The following is a 25944-nucleotide window of genomic DNA, read 5'->3' on the forward strand; positions in this document are numbered from 1 at the left end:
GCTTCAGCCCCAACATCCGTCAACGGCCCCCGGGTGGTGGCGGCCGGGAATCCTCCGTGGCGGGCTGTCAGCGGACGCGTTGTCCGATGGCGACCAGTACCGCGACCACCGTGCCGACGACGAAGGTCAGCGGGTCGAGCGCGTCGGCGAAGAACAGGGCGGACCAGTATATGGTCAGGATCGGCTGGATTTGTTGCACCTGGCCGACGCGTGCGATGCCGCCTCGGGCGAGACCGGCGTACCACGCGAAGTACCCGAGCAACGTCGAGGCAAGCGAGGTACAGAAGCCCGACGGTACTGCGAACGGTCCAGGCCGGCTCCTGGATGACCGCGGTGACGATGCCCGCGGGGATGCTCAGTGGCAGTAGAACGACCAGGGTCCAGCACATGCTCTGCGGGGCGCCGATGACCTTCGCCCGGTCGGCGCCGAGGACATAGGCCAGCGCGGAGCAGCAGGTCGCGCCGAACATCGCCAGATCGCCGCCGCCCAGCGCGAATCCACCGGCGCCACCGCGGGTCACGAGGTAGGCGAGGAGCACCGTCAGGCCCGCGCCGCTGGCCACGTCAGCTCCGCGGTATCTCGCACCGGGCAGGCCGCATCGATCAGCTCCCGGATCCGTAACCGCGAGCAAAATTCGGCCACCACCGGCAACGCTCCGAGCATCTTCTCGATGCTGGCCTGGCCCCACTGCGCACGCTGTCTCACGAGCCCAGGTCATACCGTGCCGACGATCAGCACAGCAAACTCAACGATCTTCAATTACCTCGACGTGCGGAAAACGGGGCTAGCGCCAAAACCTCACTTCGGGGTAGCGCCGGGAGGGCCGGTCGAGCAGCGGCTGGAGTCGCCCACCGAGGTGCAGGTCGAAGAACGCACCCACATACTTGCGGGTGATCTCCACCGCGCGGGACCCGGAGAGCGGGGTGCCGAGGTCGATGCCGCCCTGCTCCAGGAGCAGCGGATAGTCGGTGAAGGACCCGTGGTCTCCGCCGTCCACGGTGAGCCAGCGCTTCCAGCCCGTCATGCGCTTCCAATCACGCCCCCACGTGAAGTCCTTCCCGCCGGGCTCGTGGACCTTCCCCGCGCCCATCATCAGGAACGGGCGGGCGAGCCCCTTGTCGGGAGCCGGGACGAAGAACGGGCCGTCCATGTTGACGCCGGCCTTCACCCGGGAGTCGTTGAGCACGGTCCATGCGGCGCTGCTGCCGCCCAGGGAGTGCCCCGCCACCCCGATCCTGGAGCGGTCGATCAGCTCGCCGCCCTGCCAGGCGGGACGTCGCCCGGTCAGCCGGTCGAGCACGAAGGCGATGTCCGCCTGACGGCCCCTGGTCGCCTTGTCGCCGAACTTCCAGACCTCCTTCTCCTGCTCGGCACAGGCGACGCAGGTCGCGGTGCGCCCGTCGGGAAGGCTCGTGCCGAAGGACTCGTAGGTGTGGTCGATCCCCGCCACGACGTACCCCTTGCTCGCCAGATCCTCGGCCATGATCGTCAGCGAGGAGCGGGGCATGGTGAACCCCGGCGACAGCACGACGAGGGGCAGACTCCGCCTGCGGCCGACCGGCGCGGCGTCGGCGATCGCGTTGGTCCGGGTCCTGCTCAACGTGTCTCCGGGCACGCCGGTGATCTTCTGCCCCTTCAGCAGTAGCGCCGACTCCTCCGCCGTCATGTACGGCGCCCGCCGTCGGGTGGACGCCTTCGCCGGGTACCACAGCGACACCATGAGCTGGCGCGCCTTCTCCTCGGGCACCCACGGGTCCGGGCGGGAGTCGTCCACCAGGTGCAGCGTGGTCGTGCCCACCCGGTGGGAACCGGTCGGCTTGGGCAGGACGGACGGCGAGGCAGGGGACGGTGAGGTCCGCGAAGCGGAGGGCAAGGGCGGTTCGGCGGTGTGAGCGGCCGTGGGCAGTGTCGCGAACGCGAGCAACGCGATACCAGCGGCCCACGCGCCGCGGATGGTCGTCTTTGACATGGCGACCATGCTCCTGGCACATGGCCGGGGTTCACCTCGCCCCAAAGATCCATTATGGGATACGACTTTCGTAGCGGGACGCCGCGGCGGATACATCCTGAATCGGAGACGCGTGGGCGACTTTCGTCCCGAACTGAGTCGTCCAGCTAATGATCAACTCGATGGCCGTCCGCCTGGATCACTGCGATGCTGGCCGGGCATGTTTCCTCGTCGAAGCGGAGGATGGTAGCGGCCGATGCGGATGTCGGCCGCGGGCCGGTCGGGGCCGACCGGGGCGAGCGGAGGGGTGCCGGGCCGCCAGGGCTGGCCGGGCCTGCGGTCGGCAGGGGTCTGGACGCGCAGCCGCTTGGCCAGCCGGGCCACCTTGGTGAACCGGCCGGTGTCATAGGTGCCGGCGACGGCGCCGGACCGCGACCGGCAAGGCGATCCGGGCTCGACGTCGCACCGTGGACAGGAGTGACGTTCGACCTCATCGGCGTCACGGGTAACGTCGTCGGCGGTACCGAAATCGCCGGCGACCTCGGTCGAGAACTTGAGTGAGAAAGGGTTGCGAGAAGGATTCGAGGCCTCCAGCCGTCCCATGCGGCCTGCTGGTGATCTTCTCTCGGAATCGCTCGTTTGTGAGAAGGCTCGACGCCAGAGATGCACGCCGACACCGGAGCAATGGGAGACGGCGCTGCACTGGCTGTGGCGGCTGAGTGATCGGGGTGAGTTCATCACGGCCAAGGTGAGCGCGACGGCGGCCCGGCTGGATCTGGCCGAGCGGACGGTGTGGCGTCGGCTGAGCCGCCCGCGGAGGCCGCGGCCGCCACATCCCGGACCTACCGCAGCTCCGCCAGGGCGGCATTTCGAAAAAGCCGGAGCGTCAGCATCTAAGCCCAGGTCCTGTGCTAGGAGGCCGAAGAGGCTCCAAGGAACTCAAGGGATATTTCTTAGTAGTCCCCACTTCTTGGCCACGTGTTTGCGGTACCAGGCTGGCTGGCGTCGTCGGGCTGGGTAAGGGGCCGGAGTCAGTGTCGGAGCTTACGGAAGAATGCCTGTACGTCACTGACCAGTGAACCCGGCTGCTCCATGGCCGCGAAGTGCCCGCCCCGGTCGTACTGCGTCCACTGTCTGATGTTGTTCGTCCGATCCGCGATGTGCCGCAGCGGAATGAAGTTGTCCCGTGGGAAGTCGGCCAGCGCGGTCGGGGTGGTCGACGGCTCGGGCGGCGTGCCCCAGTAGGCCGCGTGCGCGCGCTCGTAGTAGATGCGGGCGGACGAGCCGGCCGTACCGGTCAGCCAGTACAGCATCACGTTGGTGAGCATCTGGTCACGGTCGACGGCGTCCTCCGGGCGGTCCTCGGAATCCGTCCACTCCTTGAATTTCTCGGCGATCCACGCCAGCTGGCCCACCGGCGAGTCGGTCAGGCCGTACGCCAGCGTCTGCGGCCGGGTGGCCTGGATGTCGGCGTACCCCTGACGGTCACGACTCCACGCCCGGATACGTTCCCAGGAAGCCAGCGTGCGCTCGCGCTCAACCGGGCTCAGCGCCTCCAGTTCGTCCGCGCCGGGCTCCTGGGCCTGGAACGAGTTCGGGAGCAGATTCAGATGTACGCCCATGACCCGGTCGGGCCGGGTGCGGCCGAGCTCCCGGGAGATGAGCGCTCCCCAGTCGCCGCCCTGCACCCCGTAACGCGGGTAACCGAGGCGCTTCATCAGCTCGGCGAACGCGGCGGCCACCCGCTGGAACTCCCAGCCTGTCTCCCTCGTGGGCCCGGACAGCCCGAATCCGGGGATACTCGGCAGCACCAGGTGGAATGCGTCGGCGGGATCGCCGCCGTGGGCTCGCGGGTCGGTGAGCGGACCGATGACCTCGGCGAACTCGACGATCGAGCCGGGCCAGCCGTGCGTCATGAGCAGCGGGGTCGCGTCTGGTTCGGGCGAGCGAAGGTGCGCGAAGTGGATATTCGCGCCATCGATCGTGGTGGTGAACTGCGGCCACCGGTTCAGCGCAGCCTCCGCGGCCCGCCAGTCGTACACGTGCCGCCAGTAGTGCGCGAGCTCCTTCAGGTAGCCGCGCGGGATGCCGTACGCCCAGCCCACACCCGGCAGTTCGTCGGGCCAGCGGGTCCGGTCGAGGCGCTCGTGAAGATCGTCCAGATCGCTCTGAGGTATGTCGATACGGAACGGGTGAATGCTCTCATCAGCCAACGTCGTCATGCCCACGAATGCTATGTCCGCCTCCTACAGCTAGATCCGTAGGGCGAGAGGCCGTGTCCCGCCAGGTCACTCCCTGGGCGGCTGAGGGTCCTTTTCATTTCGTGTCGGTGGCAGCGCGGGGGCTGTTGGGCAGTAGGCACACCAGGACGGTCGCCATGATCGCGACGATGAGGGTGAATAGCGAGGACATCGCCAATGCGTGCGCTGCCGCCTCGGTTTTGTCGTGTGCGGAGGGATCGAAGGAGTTGAAGAACACGATTCCGATGATGGCGACGCCAAGTGCACTGCCGACCTGTTGGGCGGTGGAGAGGACTCCGGAGGCGACGCCCGCGTCCTTGGGGTCGATTCGGGTCAGGACCGCGTTGAGCGACGGGGTGATGAGCAGTCCGCCACCGGCGCTTTGCAGCATGAGTGTCGGGATGATCAACCCTGGCGTGAACGGGAGGCCGCCGGTCAAGACGATCGCGGTGGACGCGTAGCCGGCGGTGAGCACGATCGCCCCGATCTCCAGGACGCGGCGGCCGCGCTTCGGTACGAGTCTGCTCGCGATCACGCTGAAGACGAAGAAGGTCGCCGCCGCCGGGGCGTAGACCAGTCCTGCCCCGAGGGCCGACATGCCGAGTCCGTCTTGCAGCGTGATCGACAGGACGAGGTAGTAGGAGGTGAGGACGGCGTAGATGGCGAGGATGAGGACGATGCCGACGGAGAATGACCGTGTGGCGAAGAGGGAGATCCTCAGGAGGGGGTCGCCGCCGCGATCGCCGGTCCTGCGTTCGATCTGGACGAAGAGGGCGAAGCCGAGGGTGCTCGCGGCGAGGCTGGCCCACGTCCACCAGGGCCAGCCCGCTTCGTGGCCCTGGATGAGCGGGAAGGCGAGCAGGAACAGCGCGGCGCTGAAAACCACGACCCCGGGGACGTCGAGCGTGCGGGGGAGCTCCGCCCGGGATCCCGGTAGGTGTCTGGCCGCGAGCAGGACGGTGATGAGCCCGATCGGGAGGTTGATCCAGAACACCGATCGCCAGCCGGAGCCGAACAGGTCGGCGCCGATCAGCAGGCCGCCGACGAGTTGGCCGCCGATGCTGGCGAGCCCGATCACGACTCCGAGCATGCCGAAGGCGCGGTGCCGGTCTTTCTCTCCGACCAGCACGGTGATGACGGCGTAGACCTGGGGGAGCATCAACGCGGCTCCCAGGCCCTCGATGAGACGGGCCGCGACAAGGCCGGCAGCTGTTGGCGAGAGGGCGCACGCGACCGAGGCCAGGGTGAACAGTGTCATGCCGGCGATGAACATACGTTTGCGCCCGCACATGTCGCCGAGGCGGCCGCCGGTGACGAGGAACACCGCATAGGTGAGTTGGTAGCCAGCCAGGATCCATTGCAGCTCGCCGCCGGATGCGCCGAGGTCGGCTTGGATCGCCGGCCCGGCGACGATGACGATGAAGGAGTCGAGGGTCGCCATGAACGCGCCGACCAACACGATCGACACCGCTGCCCACGGTGTGGGGGCGGCGGCCGGCGGCGCGGTGGTTCGGGCGTTTGCCCTTGTGACGTTCATCCGCTCGTCTCGCGATGCGTGCCGAGCACGCGCGCGAGTCCCTTGACCAGCTCGGAGGCCATCACGGCCTGGCCTGACGTGGAGAAATGAACGCGGTCCGGGCTCAGCAGGTTCGGACGGGAGTTGACCGGGTGGCTCCACATGTCGACGAGCACGGCATCGTGGTGGAGAGCCAGTTCGCGGGTGATCGCGTTGAGCGCGCGCACCCGGTCGTGCCAGTCCGGGAATCTCGGCACCACGAAGGCCCTGCCCAGCGTGAACGTCGTCAGCTGCGCGCCGGTGCCCGCGGCGAGTTCGAACACGCGCCGCAGTGTCCGCTCGATGGCGGTGAAGTCGGGCTCCGGATGAAACAGATCGTTCGCCCCGCAGGGCACATGGACCAGGTCGGGGCCGAATGCGATCATCCGGTCCGTCTGCGTCGCCAGTGTCCTGGCGGTCGTCGCCCCGATCTCCGCGGTGTTCAGGTAGGCCAGATCGGGATGCACGCGGCGAAGGATGTCCGCGACACGATCAGCCCACCCGAGGTTGGCGTAGCCCGGGCTTGGATCTCCGGTCCCGGCCGAGAGGCTGTCGCCGATCGTGGCGAATCGACGCCAAGGCGCGCCGGCGAGGAGCCCCGCGGCGCTCGCCGGCGACAGGCAGAACGGATCGGACTCTTCGGTGAGGAGGTTCACTGCGATAGTCACAAAGTAAACGTACGATCGTTCGTACGTATACGGCAAGGCGTGACAGGATGGGAACATGAGCGAGCTGGAGCAACAACCGGGGTCCGATCGAGCCGGCGCGGAGACATCCGACCAGCGCCGCCTGCGTGGCGCGCGGGCCAGGCAGACGATCGCTCGCCACGCCGCCGACGTCGCGTCGCTGGAGGGGCTCAACGGGCTCAGCATCGGCCGGCTGGCCACCGACCTCGGGCTCAGCAAGAGCGGCGTCGCGACCCTCTTCGGGACGAAGGAGAGACTGCAGCTCGCCGCCGTCGCGTCGGCGCGCGAGGCGTTCCTCGACGCGGTCGTGCGACCCGCGTCGGCCACGCCACGCGGTGCCACCCGGCTGCGCGCGCTGACAGAACACTGGATCTCCTACGCTGAGACACCGCTGTTCGCCGGCGGCTGCTTCTGGGTGGCGAACCTCGCCGACTTCGACAGCCGGCCGGGACAGGTCCGTGACGTGCTGCTCCGTCAACACCAGGACTGGCTCGCTCTCATCGCCGGCGAGCTGCGACACGCCGTCGACGTCGGGGAGATCGCCGACCTGGACGTCGATCTCGCGGCCTTCCAGATCGACGCGATGCTCACCGCCGCGAACATCGCGTTGCGCCTCGGCGACGATGACGCTGTGAACAAGGTCCGTCGCGTGGTCGACGGATTCCTCACGCCTCACCGCTGACCCGTTGTCACCACACCCCGGATCCCACCTGGTGAGCCGCCGCGCCCACTGTCAGTAGCCCGTGCGAGCATGTGCGCTATGCCCGTTTCTCCTATCCTTGTCACGGTCAGCGAGGGCCACAGGTTGGCAGTTCGACGCAGCGGCCACGGCGGCGTGCCGTTGCTTCTCCTGCACGGCTTTCCCTGCACGAGCTTGATCTGGTCCCACAACATCGAGCCGCTGGCTGAGGCCGGCTTCGACGTCGTCGCGCCGGACCTTCGCGGCTACGGCGACTCGGATTTCGCGCCGGACGGCTTCTAGGACTTCGCGGCGTTCAACGCGGACCTGATCGGCCTGTTTGACGCCTTCGGCTGGGAGCGCACCGTCGTAGCGGGCCATGATCTCGGCGCGATGGTGGCCATCGACATGGCCAACCGTTACCCGGATCGGGTCGACCGCCTTGTGGTGCTCGCTGCGGAGACCTCCTGATGCAGGGAAGCCGGCACTAGCACGGACCCGAGCGGAGGGCATTGTTCTTGCGCGCGAACGAACCATGACCCGTGGGGTGGCGGATGGCGGCCCGTGGCCGGTCCTCTAGCTTCGGCGTTGGCGCACCAGCGGCCGGTGGACGGGGGCACGGCCATGAGCGCAGCGGCAGTCGCCGCGACGGCAGTCTGTCAGGGTGAGGAAGCCCAGCGCGCTCAGCGACACCAAATAGCGCCACGACACGATGGTGTGCACCGCTTGCATAGTCACCCCGGCGCCACCTGTTGCGATCAGCCGGAGTCCGGCCGTCTTCCGCAGCAGCAGCAGCGCGCCCGTGGCGAGCACGACCGCCTCGACCACGCACATCGCCACGCCCAGTTCTTGACGGCGGTGTTCCTGGGCTGTTCTCCATCCTCTGGCTGCGCCGCTACCGCCAGGGCCCCATCGAGTGGCTCTGGCGCTGGGCCACCTGGGCCCACCGCCCAGCGGATACGGGCATCCCTGTTGTGGTCATGGCTGGGCGTGGCGTGAGCGTGTGACGGCTTCGGTGAGGGCCGTGACGTGGGCGGCGAGCGCTGCGGCAAGAGCGGGAGGGGTCCTGATGGTGAATCGCCAGGGCAGGCCGGCGAGTATCCGGGCCATTGCCGGCAGGTCTTCTGCTCCGCTGACCAGCAACACTCCGCCTTCCGCACATGGTTGCAGCTCGCCGAAGGTGGCCGTAAGCCGGGTTCGGGCGGTGGCCAGGTCGGTGTCGAGCCAGATTTCGGCGCGGTGTGTCCACGCGCCGAGCGTCAGCGCGTGCAGCACGTGCGCCTTCGGATCGAAGCCTTCCGGTGGGGTGAACCGGCGTGGCAGCTCGGTGGCGTCGGTGATCCGGTCCAGGCGGAACATGCGGATGGCGTCGCGTAGGTGGTCGTGGCCGACCAGATACCAGTGGCGCGTATGAACCACGAGCCCATAGGGGTCCACGTCGCGGACGCGATGGGCGTGTTCGATCCGGACGGTCTGGCGCGCGTGCACGGCTGCGGCCAGCGTCAATGCCAGCTCTGGCTCCGGCGCGAGCGGGCTCGCGCTGGAGACGGAGGTTGCAGCGGCGAGCCTTTGCACGCGTTCACGAAGTGCCACGGGCAGGACGCGGTTGAGTTTGATGAGCGCGCGGTCGGTCGGGGTGGGTTCGCCGACGTTCTCTCGCCGGCTTGCGGTGGCCAGTGCGACCACCACGGCGACCGCCTCTTCGTTGGCGAGCATCAGCGGGGGCACGCGGTAACTGCGGGAGAGCCGGTAACCGCCGTACCGGCCGCGAACCGACTCAACGGGGATGTCGAGCTCGCGCAGGGCGGTGATGTAGCGGCGAACCGCTCGGGCGTCGACCTCGAGCCGCCGGGCGAGTTCGTCGGCGGACACCAGTCCGCGATCCTGCAGGAGCTCGAGCAGCGCCAGAACGCGGGTCGCGGGTCGGGACACGAGCGGCATTCTAAACAGGGCAGAAAGCGTCCACAATTACTTCTAGCCTTCCTCCCATCGAAACTTGATCGAAAGGGAGTCGGCCATGTCCACCATCGTTCTCGTCGGTGGCTCGTTCCTTGGCGCCTGGGCGTGGGAGCGGGTCACACCGGTGCTGACCGCAGCCGGTCACGACGTCCATCCACTGACGCTCACCGGGTTCGGTGAGCGCGCGCACCTCGCTTCGGCGACGACGACCCTCACCACGCACGCCACCGACATCGCAGCCGCGATCGAGGTCGCCGGGCTGCGGGACGTCGTACTCGTCGCACACTCCTACGCCGGCGCTCCGGCGACGATCGCCGCCAACAGGATCGCCGACCGCATCGCCCGCATCGTCTACCTCGCCGCCGTTCTCCCGCAGGCGGGTAAGACGCTGTTCGACATCGCCCCGCCGGGTGTCGAAGAGGCGATCATGCAGACCGTCGAGGACGGCCGGATACCCGTGATGAGTGACGAGGTCATCGACGCCAACTTCGGCGAGCACGGGCTCACCGCCGAGGATCGGGAGTGGCTTCGGGCCAGAGGAGTCGGCCAGCCGATCAACACCTACCGCGACCCTGCGCCGGCCGACCTCGGCGCGGTGGAGGGGCTACCGCGCACCTTCATCGCGTGCCTGGGCGATCTTGGCGACCCGCCCCACCTGCCAGGCCATGACCTGGTCACCATCGACACCGGGCACTGGCCGATGATCACCAAGCCGGTGGGGCTGGCCCAGCTGATCGACAAGGCGGCCAGGACGTGATGCGGCCGTTTCGCGTGGAGATACCGCAAGCCTGCCTGGACGACCTGGCCGATCGCCTGGCCCGGACCCGGTTCACCCGTCCGCTGCCCGGCAAGGATCACGGCGTGCCCGCCGACCGTCTCAGGAGGCTGGTGGCGTACTGGCGCGAGGAGTACGACTGGCGGGCATGGGAGGCGCGGATCAACGCCCACCCGCAGTTCACCACCGAGATCGACGGGCTGGACGTTCATTTCCTGCACATCCGCTCAGCCCGGCCTGATGCCTTCCCGCTGATCCTCACGCACGGCTGGCCCATGTCGGTCGTGGAGTACCTGCCCGTCATAGCGCCGCTGAGCGACGCGTTCGACCTCGTCATCCCCTCGATCCCCGGATTCGGGTTCTCCGGTACGCCGCGTGAGCCGGGCTGGAACCGCCGTCGTATCGCCAGGGCGTGGGCCGAGCTGATGCGGCGGCTGGGCTATGAGCGATACGGCGTACACGGCAACGACGTCGGCTCTCTCATCTCGGTGGAGCTGGGCCGCCTCGACCCCGAGCACGTCGCCGGAGTCCACGTCACCCAGATATTCTCCCTACCCTCCGGCGATCGGGCGGAGCTGGCGGCACTAGGGGAGGACGATCTGGCGCGAGTACGCTCCCTGGAGCGTTTCATGGCCGAAAGGGGCGCCTACCTCAGGCTGCAGTCCACCCAGCCACAGACGCTCGCACACGCGCTGGCCGACTCGCCGGCCGGTCAGCTCGCCTGGAACCTGCAGTTGTTCGGCGATTCGGTGAGCGACGACTACATCCTGACCAACGCGACGATCTACTGGCTGACCGATACCTCGGGCACTGCGGCCTTGACCGGCTACTACGGAAACGAGCAGCCAGCCGAGCCGACATCGTTCCCGCTCGGCGTGGCCCACTTCGCCGACGACTTCTTCCCTTCCATCCAAGCCCTCGCCGAGCGTGATCACAAAGCGATCGTGCACTGGAGCGAATTCGATCGAGGCGGACACCATGCCGCGCAAGAGGCGCCCCAACTCCTCGCCGACGACATCCGCGCGTTCTTCGCCGCTGCCGAGGGGTCCCGGTAGCAATGCAGAAATTTCCCACGGAAATACCGCTGACCTGCGCTAATGCAGACAGGAGCGCGGCCAGGAAGGCGCGATCCTCAGGAGCAAACCTCACTCTGGTGTCCGCGCCGAGCTGCCGTTCAAGAACGGTGATCTGGTGGCGCAAGGCGAGAATCTCGACGTCTTTGTCTCGATCTCCCAGCGGTAGTAGCGGCGTTCGAGACGGTCAGGTAGGCCAAGCGAAGAAGCACAAGCGATCATCTTGCCGCGACTCTGTACCTTCCGAGCCGGAGCCAACGACGACGAGAGCAGTCAGGCAAGCCGGATGACCTGCACGGATGGCATTATCGGCAGGGCACTCTTCCGGGGCCCCCCTTTGACTACCTCAGCCGAGGCCTTGAGAAAGCCTGTTCAAGCGCGTTGGGAAGATCACATGACCGTGAGGTCTTCGACCAGTGGATCATGGCGCAGCTCGGCAGCGGTGGCATCCGGATCCAGGATTTCGGCCGCCAGGTGGACGCCGGCGGGCACGGAGCCGGTGAACACGGCGCGAGTGGCGAGCGCCATCACCACCCCGCTCAGCGCGTAGGAGTCGATGGCTGTGAGTACGATCCGGCCGGGACCGGGCGACGTACCCGGTCGGGGGCGGGCGGTGAAGAGCATGACGTAGAACGCGCCGAAGTCGGCGTTGTCTTGTAGTGAGGCGCGCACTACGGAGTCGGCGTGCGGGGTGAGCGTGGCGGGATCGATGCCGTCCACTTCGGCCCAGGCCGCCGCGAGGGCTTCGGGGAGCCGGTTGGAGACGAAGACGTTGTAGGAGCGCACCTCGTCGGCGCAGGTGTCGACGGCCAGGGTCTGCGCCTCGGTGGTGAGGTACGGCCAGGCGTGCACGGGGACGGGGAAGCCCGGCAGCCGCACTGCCTGCAGCGGTGCGAGCGCGTTCGGCTCGACCCGGCCCTCACGCCAGGCCGCCATCGGCGTGCCGAATTTCGGCCCTCTGGTCAGTAGCGCGTCCACTGCGGACAGGGGTGTGAACACGGCCGCGCCGCCCACGTACACGTCGAGGCGGCGCAGCGGGCGTCCCTTCGCCAGCAGCCTGGGCAGCAGCCCGGACAGGCCCGGCATCACTCCGGCGGAGAACACCGCGGTCCGGTCACCTGCCATGGCGCGGCTGATGAGCGCGTCCTTGGCGGCCAGCTCGCCGCCGATGTCCACGTAGTCGGCTCCGGCGGCGAATGCGGCGCGGGCCACGGTGTCCAGTACCCGGTACGTGGGCCCGGCGCAGTTGACCACGATCCGGCACCCGTCGCAGAAGGCGGCCAGTTGGCCGGGATCGTCGAGGTCCACGCGCACGGCGTGGGCCGTACCGGGGAGGGAGCCCGCGACGTCGGCGGCGGCTGCCACATCCCTGCCACCCACGCGCAACGGGCCGAGGCCGTAGGCCGCGATGCGCTGCACGGCCGTCCGTCCGACAGCACCGGTGGCGCCGAGCAGCCCGATCACCGCTGGTCTCCGAGACGGGCGCGGACGGCCAGCGCCACGCCGGCCACCGTCGGATCGGCCAGGAATTCGCGCACCGGAACCGGCGTTCCGGCCTCCTTGGCGAGGCGCACCACGGCCCGCACCGCGAGCAGGGAATCCCCGCCGAGGCCGAAGAAATCGGCGCCGCGGTCCAGCACGGGGACCTCCAGAAGTTCCTCGAAGACGTCGGCGACCGCCTGTTCCAGGTCGTCGGCGGGCGGTCCCTCCTGGTGGCGGACGGCCGTTTCGGGCAGCAGGCCGAGACGCAGCATCTCGTCCCGCTCGGGTTCCGCGGCTTCGGGCAGGCCCGGTACCCGATCCCAGCCTGAGCCGTCGGCGAGCGCGTCCACCAGTTCGACGAACTCGGCGAAGGCCGCCGTCACCTGATCGGGTTCGAAGAGCTCCTCGACGAGGGAGAAGACCGCGACCATCTCCGCGCCCAGCTCGAAGCAGCGCACCTCGATCGCGACCTGCGGGGTGCGCAGCTGGTGGAAGTAATCGGAGGCGACCACCCGGCCCAGCGGCCCCGCCTCCTCCGGGGGGTGGCCGCCCATGGCGGCGTCGACGCCGAGCACGCTCTGGAACACAACCGGCCCGACCGGCCGCCAGCTGCCGCGGCGGCGGGCCAGCTCCCGGCCGACCTCTACTCCGGTGACCAGGTTGTGTGCCGCGTGCTCGCCGGACGCCGCCTGCGCGGTGGTGGCGAGCTCGGCGAACGTGCCGGCCGGGTCGAGGTCGAGGGGGAGCAGCATGGTGGCGGCGAAGGCGCCCACGACCCGCTGCACGTCGGGGTGCAGCGGCAGCCGGTTGAGCTGCAGGGAGTTCAGCACCATCCGGCGGTGTCCGGCCCAGCGGGCCAGTACCACGCCGAACGCGGTGAGCATGGCGGTCGACGGGGTGACGCCGCGGCTGGTGCAATGCTGCCGCAGCGCGCTCCAGCGATCGGCGCTCCAGCGATGCTCGCGGTTGCCCATGGTGACCGGCCGCACCTGCTGAGGGTCGGCGGCCAGCGGCAGCGCAGGCGGGCCGGGAAGCGCGTCGAGGCGGGACCACCACCAGTCCCGGTCGGCCTTCCACGCCTCGGTGGCGGGCAGGCCGGCGAGCGAGGCCACGTAGTCGCCGAAGTGGATCTCCAGTGGTGGCAGGGCGGCGTTCCAGTCGGCGACGAAGGTGAGCAGATCGCGACTGAGCACGCTGGACGACCATCCGTCGAAGATCAGCAGGCTCAGGCCCAGGTGGAGCCTGCCCTGGCCATCCGGGAGCAAGGTCAGCCGCACGTCCAGCCCCGGGCCGCGGACGGGGTCGGGGCCGCTGGTGCTCATCTCCTGCCGCACATTTCGCAGCGTGGTGGCGATCTCGTCGGCGTCCGCCTCGCGCAGGTCGTACACCCGTACCCGCGGTACGGCGCCGGGCGCGTCGGCGGGCAGGACGTGCTGGCGGCCGTCGGGGGTGACGCGCGCGCGCAGGGTGGGCTGGTGCGCGGCGAGCCGCTCGATCGCGTCCACGAGCGCGTCGGCGGCCTCGTCGCCGTCGACGCCGGTCAGGGCATAGTCGAGGTAATAGTGGGCCGAGTCGTAGGACAGCTCCCAGCCGTCCTGCTGACCGACGAAATACCCCTGCTGCAGGGGTAGCAGGGGGAATTCGGCGTGCGGGTCCGGGCGTGGGGTGACCGTGATCGGCAGGGCCCGGGCCTTGGGGCCACCGGCCGCGCGCCGCCGGACGAGCTCGGCCAGCTCACCCAGCGTGGTGTCCACGCGCACGTCGGACAGGGCGAGCGCGACGCCGAGGCGCTTGCGCACCAGCGCGGACATGCGCACCGCGAGAACAGAGTCGCCGCCCAGCCGCAGGAAGCCGGTGTCGTGCGGGATCTCCTCGGGTGGCAGGTCGAGCAGCTCCGACCAGATCTCGGCCAGTTCCTTCATGGGCACTCCCATCGTCAGTGATCAGCGGGTGGCGACGAACAGGCGCTGCGACAGCGCGGTCAGAGGGTCCCCCTGTCGGGGCAGGTCCACGTCGACGCGCAGCCCGCTGCCTCCCAGGGCGGCCAGCCACTCCTCGCGGCGCAGGTAGGTGCGGGTGGTGCCCGCACGGGCGTCGTGCCGCTCGGGCGGGCCGCCGGCGGTGGACAGCGCGAACGGCATGGAGGTGAGCGACTGGGGGTGTTCGCGGACGGTCTCGATGAGCAGCACCCGGCCGCCGGGCGCGAGCAGTGCGGCGACCTGGTCGAGCAGGCGGCCGACGTGCGGGGCGTTGTGCGCCATGGTCGCCGCGACGACCAGGTCCAGCCCTCCCGGCTGGTGCGGAAGGTCGCGGGCGATGTCGAGCAGCGCGTAGCGCAGGAAACCGGCGCCGAACCGGCGACGCGCGGTGTCGAGGAAGAACGGCGACAGGTCGGTGAACAGGTAGAACTCGACCGGATGGCCGGCCAGCGCGGGCAGCAGGTCCGCGGTGGTCGCGCCGACACCGGCGCCCAGTTCGAGGATCCGCAGGGGGCGGTTGACACGTTCGGCCAGGTCTCTGAGCACCTCGGCCGCGGCGGCGTTGAGGTAGCGGCTGATCAGGTTGCCGCGGTACACGGCCTCGGCGGTCGTGAGCTCGCCGTCGGGGTAGAGCAGCGCCTGCACGCCGACCTCGTCGCTCAGCAGGGCGGGCAGCAGCCGCAGTGACCGCAGCATCAGCTCGGCGAGTTCGGCCGGGTAGCCGAGCGCCGCCCGGGCGGACCCCATGCGTGTACGGGCCTCGGCCAACTCGGCGCGGCGCGGCGAGTGCAGGCCGTGGTAGCCGCCCGCACCGTTCCGGCTGACCAGGCCGTTCTCGTGGAGGGCGGCGAGCCAGTGCCCGGCGATCCACCGGTGGCGTGGTGCGGCGCCGAGGTCCTCCGCGACCGCGCAGGGATCATGCGATTCGCCATCGCGCAGCCGGGTGCGTCGGTGCAGTTCGGTCGCGATGCCGAGCAGGATCAGCCGGTCCAGGTGGTGGACGGCTTCGGCGGCGCCGCCGGTGCCACATCCGGCGATCGCGGTGTGCCCGGCGCGGTCCGCTCGGTCGTTCAGTGGCGACATGAGGCGAGATCGTATGAAACAACGGTAATCATTTTCAATATCTAGACAAAACCCCCTAGGGCGTGTAGCAATGAAAATCGTTTTCGTCCTGCAGTCTCCGTGGAAGGGGTCTCCCTTGGGTTCCGCCACTGTCGAAGAAGTGCTGGCCTGTTTGGCCGACGTGCTGGAACTCCGGCCTTCGGACCTGGACCCCGACGCCCCGCTCACTGCCTTGGGCCTGGAGTCCTTCACTGCTGTGCGCCTGCGGCGGCGGCTGCTCGAAGACACCGAGCTGAGCCTGCCGCTGACCGCCTTCCTCGGCAACGCGACCGCGCGCACGGTCGCCGCCGGCATCGTGCCCGAAGAGCCGGAAGAAAGGGAGAAGTCGTTCCCGCTCACTCCCATCCAGGCCGCCTACCTGGTCGGACGGGACCCCGCGTTCCCGCTCGGCGGGGTGGCGACCTTCTACTACTTCGAGTACGACCGCACGCCCCAGGACACGCCCGAGGCCGACCTCGACCGGCTGCAGAGCGCCTGGAACCGGCTGGTGCGGCGGCACCCGATGCTGCGCATGGTCGTCGACTCCGACGCCCGGCAACGCGTGCTCGACGAGGTCCCCGACTACGTCATCGCCTGTACCGACCTGCGCGGCGAGTCCCCCGAAGGCGCCGCCGAGGCGCTGGGCACGCTGCGCGCCGAATCCTCACACCAGGTGCTTCCCGTCGATCGCTGGCCGCTGTTCGATCTGCGTGCGGCGTTGCTGCCGGACGGCCGCACCCGGCTGTTCGTCGGTGTGGACGTGCTGGCCCTGGACCTCATGAGCTGGATGCGGCTGATGAGGGAGTGGGGCCTGCTCGTGGCCGACCCCGCCCTGGAGTTGCCCGCTCCGCCACTCGGCTTCGCGGATCTCGTACGGCGCCGGTCGGAGAACCCCGCCGAGCGGCGGAGGCGCGAGACGGACGCGGCCTACTGGGCGCGCCGTGCGCCAGGTCTGCCGGACGGCCCCGCGCTGCCCTGGACCCGGGGCCCGGCGGAGTTCAGCGGGCACCGGCTCACCCGGCATGCCGCCGAGCTGTCCGCCGAGGACTGGACGCAGCTGCGCAAGCAGAGCGCGGCGCATGGGCTGAGCCCGACCGGACTGCTGCTGGCCGCCTTCGGCCTGGTGCTCCAGCGATGGGGCGCCCGCGAGCCTTTCTGCCTGAACACCACCCTGTTCGACCGGGACGACCTCGCGCTCGGCGACGACACCCCCGGCCTGGAGAGCGTCGTCGGTGACTTCACCAGCACGGTTCTGGTGGAGATCCCGGCCGCGGATCCGGGCCGCTGGTACGGCTTCGCCGGCTATGCCGCGTCCGTCAACCGGCAGTTCTGGACCGACCTCGACCATCGGGCCGTCTCCGGCATGGAGGCGCTACGCGCCGCGATCGAGGCCGGGGAGCGGCCCCGGGTGACCGATGCGGCCACCGGCCTGCCCCTGCCCACGCACACCGTGGTCTTCACCAGCGGTGTCGGGCTGGCGGGGGCGGGGGAGACGCCCGCGGCCTGGCTCGGTACGGAGGTCTTCGGCGTGTCACAGACGCCGCAGGTGCTGCTCGACCACATCGTGTGGGACGAGGACGGCCGGCTTCGCATCGCGTGGGACGCCGTGGACGGGGCGTTGCCCGTTGGGTTCGTCGACGGGATGCTGGCCGCGCACGTCCGCCTGCTGCGGCGGCTGGCCACCGAGCCGGAGTCGTGGACCGATCCCGCCCTCGGCTGGGACCCGTCGTTCATCCGTGACGAGGACGTGCCCGGCGAGGCGTTCGGCGAGGCCGGGCCGCTCCTGGACGATCCGATGCGCGCCGCCGCCTCGCGGGACCCCGCCGCGCCGGCCCTGCTCGATCCGGCTCGTGACGTCCCGGCGGGGGAGCTGGCCGAGCGTGTCGCGCGCAGCGGCCGGGCGCTCGCCGCCCTCGGGCTCGGGCCGGGGGAGCTGGTGGCGGTGGCGGCGGACAAGGGCATCACGCAGGTCACCGCGCTGCTCGGGGTGCTCGCCGGGGGAGCGGGGTACGTGCCCGTCGAACCGTCATGGCCGGCAAGCAGGGTGGCCTCGCTGTGCGAGCAGGCGTCCATCCGGCATGCGTTGCTGGCCCCGGAGGCCGACGCCACGCTGTGGCCGGAACAGATCACCGTCCACCGGCTGGACGACGACGGAGTGCTCGTCGGCCCCGAGGCCGAGCCCCGGCGTCCCGAGCCGGACGACCTCGCCTACGCGATCTTCACGTCGGGCTCGACCGGGCGGCCCAAGGGCGTGGCCATCGAGCACCGCGCGGCCCGCACCACCCTCGACGACCTCGCCGAACGCTTCCCCCTCAGCGCAGGAGACCGGGTACTCGCCCTGTCCGCGTTCAGCTTCGACCTTTCGGTCTACGACATCTTCTCTGTGCTCGGCTCGGGCGGCGCCGTGGTGCTGCCCGAAGCCTCCCGCCAGCGCGACCCCGGCCACTGGCTGGAGTTGATGGCGCGCCACCGCGTCACCGTGTGGAACACCGCTCCGGCCCTGCTGGAGATGCTGGTGGAGTACGCCGAGCTGGAACCGGAGGCGACCCGCCGGGCGCTGGCCACGCTGCGACTGGTGTTCCTGTCGGCGGACTGGATCCCGGTGACGCTGCCCGATCGGCTGAGGGCGCTGGCCCCGCATGCCGAAGTGGTCAGCCTGGGCGGGGCGACCGAGGCGTCCATCTGGTCGATCTGCCACCCCATCGGCGAGGTCGATCCGGCCTGGCCGAGCATCCCGTACGGCAGAGCGCTGCGGGGCCAGTCCTTCCACATCCTCGATGAGCACGGCCGGCCCTGCCCGGTCGGCGAGCCCGGCGAGCTGCACATCGGCGGAGACGGGCTGGCCCGCTGCTACGTCGGGGATCCGGCACAGACGGCCGAGCGCTTCATCACGCACGCGATCCTGCGCCGTCGCCTCTACCGGACCGGCGACCTGGGGCGCTGGCGATACGACGGGACGATCGAGTTCCTCGGCCGGCTGGACCGGCAGGTCAAGATCCGCGGGCACCGGATCGAGCTCGGCGAGATCGAGGCCACCCTGGACCGGCTTCCCTCGGTCCGGCAGGCCGTGGCCCGCGCGGTTCCCGGTCCCGACGACCGGCCAAGGCTGGTCTGTCACGTGGTGCCCGCAGATCCTTCCGCGCCGCCGCCGGACGACGACCTGGTAGAGGCGCTACGAGCCAGCCTGCCCGCCTTCATGGTGCCCAACAGATTCCTGATCACGAACGCGCTGCCGATCACCGACAACGGCAAGATCGACTACAAGGCGCTCGCCAACCCGTACCGGCGATCGGACGACCGGCCCGAAGACGCCGCGCCGAGCCTGCCGCCGCGGCAGGCCGCCCCTGCTGCCCAGGTGGGCGGCGCGGGCGGCAGGGAATCGACCGTTCACGAGATCGCGTCGGCCAACCAGGGCGAGGCGAACGGACGCACGTTCACCGCGACAGTGACGCGCGGACTGCGGCTCAGCCTGACCGTGTCCGCCGACGGGGTGATGGAGCTGGTGGTGGAGGGCGGCGCGGGCGGTGCTGCACAGACCGTCGCCGCGACCGCCGAGCCGGAACGGGAACCGCTTCCCGCGCCCCCGGCCTACGGGCCGGCTCCGCTTCCCGAGTCGCCCCGCGCTCAGGGGCAGGCAGAGCCGGATCCTCAGGTGGAGCGGGCCGTGGCCCGGGTGTTCAGCGAGCTGCTCAAAACGCCGGTCGACGTCACCACGCCCTTCTTCCGGCTGGGGGCGTCCTCCCTGACCATCGTCCTCGCCCACCGCATGCTGAGAGCCGAGGTGGACGAAGGGCTCACCGTGGTCGACATGTTCGCCCGGCCCACCGTCCGGGAGCTGGCCGCGTTCATCACGTCCCGTAGGGAGGCATCCCGTGCCGCCCCAGCCGCCGCCCCCGGCGGGCCGAGACCCGGATCGGAACCCGATCCCACCGCCGGTCGGGCCACCGCTCGCCGGGCGGCGCGGGCACACGCCGTGGAGCTGGCCGGATGAGCGCCATGCCGGACACCACCGCCTCCGCGGGTGAGCCCGGGCCGATCGCCGTCGTCGGCCTCGCCTGCCGTTTTCCCGGCGCCCCGGATGCCGACGCCTACTGGAAGCTGCTGCGCGACGGCCGCGCGGGGCTGACCAGGTTCACCGAAAGCGAACTGGCCGAGCGCGGAGTGCCCGGGCGGTTGCGCACACATCCGGGTTTCGTGCCCGTCGGCGGGATCATCGACGGCCAGGCGGACTTCGACCCGGAGCCGTTCGGGTTCAGCGACGCCGAGGCGGCTCTCCTCGACCCCCAGCAGCGCCTGTTCCTCGAATGCGCCTGGCACGCGCTGGAGCATGCCGGTCACGGTGGCGGAAGCGGCGCGGGCGCGGTGGGAGTCTTCGCCGGTGCCATGCAGAGCGCGTACCTGGCGAGCAACCTCGCGGGCCGGTGGGATCCGACCGGCGCCGGCCGGGATCCGCTCGGCAGCCTGCAGACCGCGATCTCCACCCAGGCCGACTACCTGCCCTTGCAGACGGCGTACCGGCTCGACCTCACGGGGCCGGCGGTGGCGGTGGCGACCAGCTGCTCGACCTCGCTGGTCGCCGTGCACCTGGCCGCGCAGTCGCTGCTGTCCGGCGAGTGCGACACCGCCCTCGCCGGAGGGGTGTCGCTGATCGTGCCTCAGGGGCAGGGGTACGTGCACGTCGCCGGCGGTGTGTACTCGGCGGACGGCATGGTGCGGCCGTTCAGCGAGCACGGCACCGGCGTCGTCTACAGCCAGGGCGTCGGCGTGGTGGTGCTGCGCCGCCTGGCCGACGCGCTGGCCGACGGAGATCCCGTGCTGGCCGTGCTGCACGGCTCGGCGATGAACAACGACGGAGCCGACAAGGCCGGGTTCACCGCACCGTCCCTGCGCGGTCAGGCCCGGGCGGTGGCCGAGGCACTCGCCGTCGCAGGCGTCTCGCCACGCGAGATCGGTCTCATCGAGGCGCATGGCACCGCGACCGCGCTGGGCGACCCCATCGAGGTGGCCGCACTGCGGCGGGTGTTCGGGGACAGCGGTCCGGCGTGGTGCGGGCTCGGCTCGGTGAAGGGCAACATCGGTCACGCGAACTCCGCGGCCGGAATCGCCTCCTTCATCAAGGCCGTCCTGGCCGTGCACCACCGCGTGTTGCCCCCGACGCTGCACGCGCACCCGCTCAACCCGCTCCTGGGCCTGGAAGGATCGCCGTTCGAGGTGATCACCGCAACCAGGGAGTGGGACACTCCTTCACTGGCCGGGGTGAGCTCGTTCGGCATCGGCGGCACCAACTGCCACGCCGTGCTCGGGCCCGCCCCGCACCGCCCGCCGGTCCCGGCCGATCCGCGACCTCAACTGCTGGCCGTATCGGCGGCCACTCCTGAGGCGGCGAGCGCCACAGCGCAGGCCCTGGCGGCCCGGACGGAGCCCGACGAGGCCGACGTGGCCTACACGCTGGCGGTCGGCCGCTCCCAGCTGGCCTACCGGGTGGCGGGGGTGGGCCGGGCCAGGCTCGCCGTGGCGGCACCGTACGAGGCGGTCACCCCGGCCCCGCGCGTGGTGTTCGCCTTCCCCGGCGCGGGCAGCGCCTATCCCGGCATGGGAGGCGGGCTCTATCAGGACGAGCCGGTCTTCGCCCAAGCCGTCGACGAGTGCGCGCGCCTGCTGCTCCCGCTACTCGGCGCCGACGTCCGTGACGCCATGGACCCACGGATCCCCGAGGAGCGCGTCCGCGACGTCGCCTTCGGGCTGCCCGCGCTGTTCACCGTGTCGTACGGTGTGGCTCGGCTGCTGCAATCCTGGGGCGTCCGGCCCGACGCCCTCGTCGGGCACAGTCTGGGTGAGTGCACGGCCGCGGTGGTGGGCGGCGCGCTGCCCCTTGCCGAGGCCGCCAGGCTGGTGGCGGCTCGATGCGCGGCCGCCGCCCGCGCGGCCGGCGGCGGCGCGATGCTGGCCGTGCCGCTCGGCGAGGACGACGTCCGCGAACTGCTGCCGCGTCATCCCGAGCTCGACCTCGCCGCCGTCAACGCACCGGTCGCCTGCGTCGTGTCCGGTCCCGCCTTGGCCGTTGACCGGCTGACCGGCGAACTGCAGGAGCGTGGCGCCGCGGGGACGAGACTGCGGGTGACCGCCGCGATGCACTCCCGGCTGATGGAGCCGGAGCTCCCCGGCCTGGGCAGGTTACTCACCGGGCTGACCGGCGGTGTCCCGGCCATCCCCGTGTTCAGCACGGTCACCGGCACCTCGATAGGCGCGGAGTTGGCCCAGGCCGCCCACTGGATGCGGCAGTTGCGCGAGCCGGTGCTGTTCGGGCAGGCCCTGCGGGCGGCTGTCGGCGACGAGGGGGAGGCTCTCGTCGTCGAGGTCGGCCCAGGAGCCGCCCTGTCGGCCCTGACCCGCCGGAACACCCTCCCCGGCGTGCGCTCGGTCATGACCACGCTGGCACCCGACGAGCCCGAGAGCGCAGGAGTACGGCAGGCGGCCGGAACCCTGTGGGCGCACGGCGCGCCGGTGGACCTGGCCGCGCTGTCAGCACCGGGCAGGCGGCGGGTACACGCACCCGGGTACGCCTTCCAGCGCCGCCGCCTGTGGATCGATCCGCCAGCCTCCGGCATGCCCGGCGAGCATCCCGACGTCACCGCGGACGAGCCGCTGCAACTGCCCCTCTGGAGTCAGATTCCCCCTGCCGAGCCCGCCGCCGTGCCGAATGGCCGATGGGCAGTGACCGGAACGGGCGCCCTGGCGGACGCGTTGCGTGCGGAACTGGCGGCGGACGATCTCCCGACCGTCGGTGAGCCTCTGACGGGGCTGATCGTCGTGGTCACGGAGAACGGCGACGTCTCCCCGGACGGCGTCTCCGCTGCCGTCCTCGGCTTCGGAGCGGTCGCGGGTGCGTCGGCCGCACAGGCTGAGCAGCCGGTCCTGTTCTTGGTCACGCGGTATGGCGAGCAGGTGGCAGGCGATCCAGCGCCCGATCCGGCCCGGGCGGCACTGAGGGTGCTGCCGCGTGTGCTCGGCCAGGAACAACCTGGATTGCGGTGGGCCACGCTCGACCTCGGCACGCCCGCCGACCCCGGAGCCGAGGCGGGTGCGGTGCTGCGCGAGCTGGGCGCACTGGTGAGCGGGACGGAAACGGGAACCGAAACGGCCCTGCGGGGCGCGACCCGATGGCGGCGCAGCATGGTCTCCTGGCAGCCGGTCGGCACCGGCGGAGCCGTGCCGAACGGCGGGGAGGGGTCGACGTCACCCGGCACCGTCCTGATCACCGGCGGGCTGGGGGCGGTGGGGCAGTTGTTCGCCAGGCACCTGGCCAGGCGCGGCCATCGGGTAGTGGTCACCTCGCGCACGGCGGCCCGGGGCGGCAGGACACTCAGCGAGGCCGGCGTGGACGTGCGCGTCTGCGACGCAACCGATCCCGCCGCCACGTCGGCCCTGGTCGAGGAGCTGTCCGCCGACGGGCCGCTCGAACTCGTCGTGCACGCTGCCGGGGTGGTCGCCGGCGCGCGGCTGGACCCCATGCGATCCCTGGACGCCGAGCAGGTCGCAGGACAGGTGCGTGCCAAGCTCGGGAGCGCAGTGGCGCTCCGGGACGCGATCGCCGCGCTGCCCGAGGCGAGGCGTCCCAGGACCGTACTCCTCATGTCCTCGGTGACCACGCTGGTGGGCGGCGTCGGCATGGGCCCCTACGCGGCGGCCAACGCCGCGATGGACGCCTTCGCCCGCGCCGCGACCGGCCCGACCCAGTGGGTCAGCGCGGTCTGGGACGGCTGGCGGGTGGCCCTCGACGACGCCGAGACGGCCGTGGTGCTCGCCGGCGCGCTGGACGCGACCACAGGCACCAGAGCGCTGGACCGGCTCCTGACCGCACGGGACTCCGGTCACCTGCCCTCTACCGTGATGATCGCGGCGACCGACCTCGATTCGCGGATCGCCGAGGCCGGCCGCCCCAGGCAGATCGCCGCCGGTGACGCCACGCGACTCAGTACGAGCGAGCGGGCGGTGGCCGAAGTCTGGTCGGAGCTGTTCGGCGCTCCCGTGGCCGATCCGGACGCCGACTTCTTCTCGCTCGGCGGACACTCCCTGCTGGCCGTGCGGATGCTGGCCGCCCTGGGCGAACGCTTCGGCGTCCAGCCCGGAATGCGGGACCTGCTGGCCTCACCCACCGTGGCCGGCATCGCCAAGCTCATCGAATCCGCGCGTCCGCAGGAGAGGACGGCAGAGGAAAACCTGCCGTCCGGGATGGTCGTCGATCCCAGCGGCACCTTCCCGATGACCCGCGTGCAGCACGCGTACTGGGTCGGACGGGACGGCGGCTACCGCTGGGGAGATCTGCCCTGCCACTTCTACCTCGAATACGACTGCGCCGGCCTCGACCTCGACCGCTACGAACAGGCCTGGAACCGGGTCGTGACCCGGCATCCCATGCTCCGCGCCGTGACCACCCCCGAGGGGGAGTTCCGCGTGCTGGAGAGCCTGCCGCGGTACCGGATCCGGGTGCACGACCTGGCCTCGATGACGGAGGAGCGCAGGGCGGAGCGACTGGCCGCCCTGCGGGAGCGCTTGTCGACCAAGCCCGGGCCGCCCGACCGCTGGCCGCTGGCGCAGATCCAGGCCGCCCGGCTGCCCGGAGGCGTGGTGAGGCTGTTCATCGGGGTCGACGTGCTCGTCTGCGACGCGGCCAGCTGGTGGATCATCGAATCTGAGCTGCACACCCTCTACCGGGACCCGGACACCACCCTGCCGCGACTCGACCTCCACCCGGCGACCTGCGTGGCCGCCCTGGAACGACAGGAGGAGCGTGCCGCCCTCTACTGGCGAGAACGGCTCGACACGCTTCCGGGCCCGCCCCGACTCCCGGTCGGCGACCCGGCCGACACGTCGCCCCGATTCGTGCGGCGTGCCGTACGGCTGGACCGCGACGAGTGGGCCGCCCTGCGGACGGCCGCCGCTCATCACCGGGTCACCCCGGCGGCGGTGCTGCTGACCGTCTACACCGACGTGCTGGCCCGCTGGGCGGGATCGTCCGGATTCTGCGTGACGCTGACCCTCTTCGACCGGCCGCCCATCCACCCGCACGTCAACCGCGTCGTCGGCGACTTCACCTCGTTGCTGCTGCACGAGGTGCCGGCCACGCCCGCCGCCACCTTCGCCGAGCGGGCGGCCGCCACCCAGGCCCGGATGTTCGACGACCTGGACCACCGCGGCTTCTCCGCACTGGACGTGCTCACCGAGCAGGCGGCCAGAACGGGTGAGCTGCGGCCGGTGCCCGTGGTGTTCACCAGCGCGCTCGGTGTCGCCGACATGGTGGGGGGAGAAGAGGGCCTGGAATGGGCCGGCGAGCAGGTGTACGCGGTCTCGCAGACCCCGCAGACCTGGCTCGACCACCAGGTGCTGGAGCACGACGGCGAGTTGCGGCTGCAATGGGACGCGCTGGACGGCGTCCTGCCCGGCGACGAACTGGAGGCCTTGATCGCCGAACACGCCGCACGCGTGCGGGAGCTGGCCGATAGACCGGCCGCGTGGACCGGCGCCCGGCCCCGGCAGGCCGCCACCACCGTCCGGCCGGACTCCGTGCGGGACATCGTGCTGCCGTTGCGCGCCGAGCCCGGTGGAGCACCCAGGCCCACTCTGTATCTCGCCCACCCTTCAGGTGGCGACGTGCTCTGCTACGCCGAGCTGTCCCGGCTGCTGGATCCCCGCGTGGACGTGGTCGCGCTGGCCGACCCCGAGCTGGCGGGAGCGGCCGGGCCGGGCGCCGAGACCGTCGAGGGAATCGCCGAGCAATACCTGACGGCGATCGAAGCGGCCGGCGGCCCAGGCGCGGGCCCCTGGTTGATCGGCGGCTGGTCCATGGGCGGCACAGTGGCCCAGGAGATGGCCCGACAGCTGCACGCGGGCGGTCGGCATGCCGCCCTGCTGGTGTTGCTCGACTCCAACGATCCGGCGCTGATCCGCGACGTCCCCGGCCGCGACGCCGGAGAGGTCGCGTGGCAGGTGGCGGTCCGGCATCTGCACGCGCTGGAGGCGTATCTCGGCATCGACCTGGACGTCGGCGACGCGCTGGCCGCCGTCCCCCCGGAAGGGCGCATGACCGCGGTCGCCGAGCGCCTACGCGAGCACCGGCTGCTGGGCCGCGGTGAGGACCTGACCGCCCGCCTGGCCGTGTTCGCCAGGCATCTGCGCGCGCTGGCCGCCCACACCCCGCGTTACCTGGCCGATCCGGACACGACGACCGTGCTGATCAGGGCAGACCGCCCATCTCCCCGCAACTCCGGCATCGGGATGGGCGTCGACGACACCCCGCCAGGCCGGCCCGACCTCGGCTGGGGACGCCACCTCGCCGGAGCGGTCCAGTCAGCCGGTGTCGACGCCCACCACTACGGCATGCTGCACCCTCCGGTGCTGCCCGCCGTGGCCGACCTGATCAACGCCGCGCTCGACAGGGCGCTGGCGCGACTTCGCGAAAGGTAACC

The 25944-nt window shown here is 70.9% G+C and carries 16 protein-coding genes and 2 pseudogenes; 7 read left to right on the plus strand and 11 right to left on the minus strand.

The window, feature by feature from the left end:
• Positions 1–67: 67 nt before the first annotated feature.
• From H4W81_RS01480 to H4W81_RS01505, 6 genes and pseudogenes are all read right to left on the minus strand, one after another.
• Positions 68–283: pseudogene (locus H4W81_RS01480) on the minus strand (EamA family transporter); the annotation flags it as partial.
• Between the two features lie 502 nt (positions 284–785).
• Positions 786–1970 (minus strand): alpha/beta hydrolase family protein, encoded by a 1185-nt coding sequence (locus H4W81_RS01485; protein WP_192773130.1) that lies wholly within the window; start codon positions 1968–1970, stop codon positions 786–788.
• A 153-nt stretch (positions 1971–2123) separates the two neighbouring features.
• Positions 2124–2552, minus strand: a complete 429-nt coding sequence (locus H4W81_RS46565) for a zinc finger domain-containing protein (protein WP_225958393.1) — start codon at positions 2550–2552, stop codon at positions 2124–2126.
• Between the two features lie 428 nt (positions 2553–2980).
• Positions 2981–4171: an epoxide hydrolase family protein gene (locus tag H4W81_RS01495; RefSeq protein WP_192773131.1), complete on the minus strand. Its 1191-nt coding sequence runs from the start codon at positions 4169–4171 to the stop codon at positions 2981–2983.
• 94 nt (positions 4172–4265) lie between these two features.
• Positions 4266–5657, minus strand: a complete 1392-nt coding sequence (locus H4W81_RS01500; RefSeq protein ID WP_318781455.1) for an MFS transporter — start codon at positions 5655–5657, stop codon at positions 4266–4268.
• A gap of 65 nt (positions 5658–5722) precedes the next feature.
• Complete coding sequence (locus H4W81_RS01505) at positions 5723–6400, minus strand: SGNH/GDSL hydrolase family protein (RefSeq protein WP_318781456.1); 678 nt, start codon at positions 6398–6400, stop codon at positions 5723–5725.
• Positions 6401–6467: 67 nt separating this feature from the next.
• Here H4W81_RS01505 and H4W81_RS01510 point away from each other — a divergent pair, with 67 nt between their 5' ends.
• Positions 6468–7112, plus strand: coding sequence for a TetR/AcrR family transcriptional regulator (locus H4W81_RS01510; RefSeq protein ID WP_192773133.1), 645 nt, complete (start codon positions 6468–6470; stop codon positions 7110–7112).
• A 78-nt stretch (positions 7113–7190) separates the two neighbouring features.
• Positions 7191–7580, plus strand: a pseudogene (locus H4W81_RS46570) (alpha/beta fold hydrolase).
• 105 nt (positions 7581–7685) lie between these two features.
• Here H4W81_RS46570 and H4W81_RS01525 read toward each other — a convergent pair.
• Positions 7686–7949, minus strand: a complete 264-nt coding sequence (locus tag H4W81_RS01525; protein ID WP_192781452.1) for a hypothetical protein — start codon at positions 7947–7949, stop codon at positions 7686–7688.
• Between H4W81_RS01525 and H4W81_RS46575 the strand changes: the two genes are divergently transcribed.
• Positions 7862–8116: a DUF418 domain-containing protein gene (locus tag H4W81_RS46575; RefSeq protein ID WP_225958394.1), complete on the plus strand. Its 255-nt coding sequence runs from the start codon at positions 7862–7864 to the stop codon at positions 8114–8116. The two genes, H4W81_RS01525 and H4W81_RS46575, sit on opposite strands and share 88 nt — an antisense overlap.
• Here H4W81_RS46575 and H4W81_RS01535 read toward each other — a convergent pair.
• Positions 8088–9041: a helix-turn-helix transcriptional regulator gene (locus tag H4W81_RS01535; protein WP_192773135.1), complete on the minus strand. Its 954-nt coding sequence runs from the start codon at positions 9039–9041 to the stop codon at positions 8088–8090. The two genes, H4W81_RS46575 and H4W81_RS01535, sit on opposite strands and share 29 nt — an antisense overlap.
• An 85-nt stretch (positions 9042–9126) precedes the next feature.
• Here H4W81_RS01535 and H4W81_RS01540 point away from each other — a divergent pair, with 85 nt between their 5' ends.
• The gene (locus H4W81_RS01540; protein WP_192773136.1) at positions 9127–9825 is read left to right on the plus strand and encodes an alpha/beta fold hydrolase; all 699 of its coding nucleotides are present in this window, start codon (positions 9127–9129) and stop codon (positions 9823–9825) included.
• Positions 9825–10898, plus strand: a complete 1074-nt coding sequence (locus H4W81_RS01545) for an epoxide hydrolase family protein (protein ID WP_192780544.1) — start codon at positions 9825–9827, stop codon at positions 10896–10898. Before H4W81_RS01540 ends, H4W81_RS01545 begins: the two co-directional genes overlap by 1 nt.
• Positions 10899–11306: 408 nt before the next feature.
• Here the strand turns inward: H4W81_RS01545 and H4W81_RS01550 are convergent, their stop codons facing one another.
• The 3 genes from H4W81_RS01550 to H4W81_RS01560 are packed head-to-tail and all read right to left on the minus strand — an operon-like array spanning position 11307 to position 15460.
• Positions 11307–12380 (minus strand): saccharopine dehydrogenase NADP-binding domain-containing protein, encoded by a 1074-nt coding sequence (locus H4W81_RS01550; protein ID WP_192773137.1) that lies wholly within the window; start codon positions 12378–12380, stop codon positions 11307–11309.
• Positions 12377–14320, minus strand: coding sequence for a phosphopantetheine-binding protein (locus H4W81_RS01555; protein ID WP_225958396.1), 1944 nt, complete (start codon positions 14318–14320; stop codon positions 12377–12379). The genes H4W81_RS01550 and H4W81_RS01555 overlap by 4 nt, the downstream gene beginning before the upstream one ends.
• A gap of 21 nt (positions 14321–14341) precedes the next feature.
• Complete coding sequence (locus H4W81_RS01560) at positions 14342–15460, minus strand: class I SAM-dependent methyltransferase (RefSeq protein WP_192773139.1); 1119 nt, start codon at positions 15458–15460, stop codon at positions 14342–14344.
• 115 nt (positions 15461–15575) lie between these two features.
• On the opposite strand from H4W81_RS01560, the gene H4W81_RS01565 reads away from it, so the two are divergent.
• Positions 15576–19469, plus strand: coding sequence for a non-ribosomal peptide synthetase (locus tag H4W81_RS01565; protein ID WP_225958397.1), 3894 nt, complete (start codon positions 15576–15578; stop codon positions 19467–19469).
• Positions 19466–25942 carry a type I polyketide synthase gene (locus tag H4W81_RS01570; RefSeq protein ID WP_192773141.1) on the plus strand — a complete coding sequence of 2159 codons (6477 nt, stop codon included), beginning with the start codon at positions 19466–19468 and terminating at the stop codon, positions 25940–25942. Before H4W81_RS01565 ends, H4W81_RS01570 begins: the two co-directional genes overlap by 4 nt.
• Positions 25943–25944: the final 2 nt, after the last annotated feature.

It is taken from the genome of Nonomuraea africana, assembly GCF_014873535.1.
Lineage (GTDB): Bacteria > Actinomycetota > Actinomycetes > Streptosporangiales > Streptosporangiaceae > Nonomuraea > Nonomuraea africana.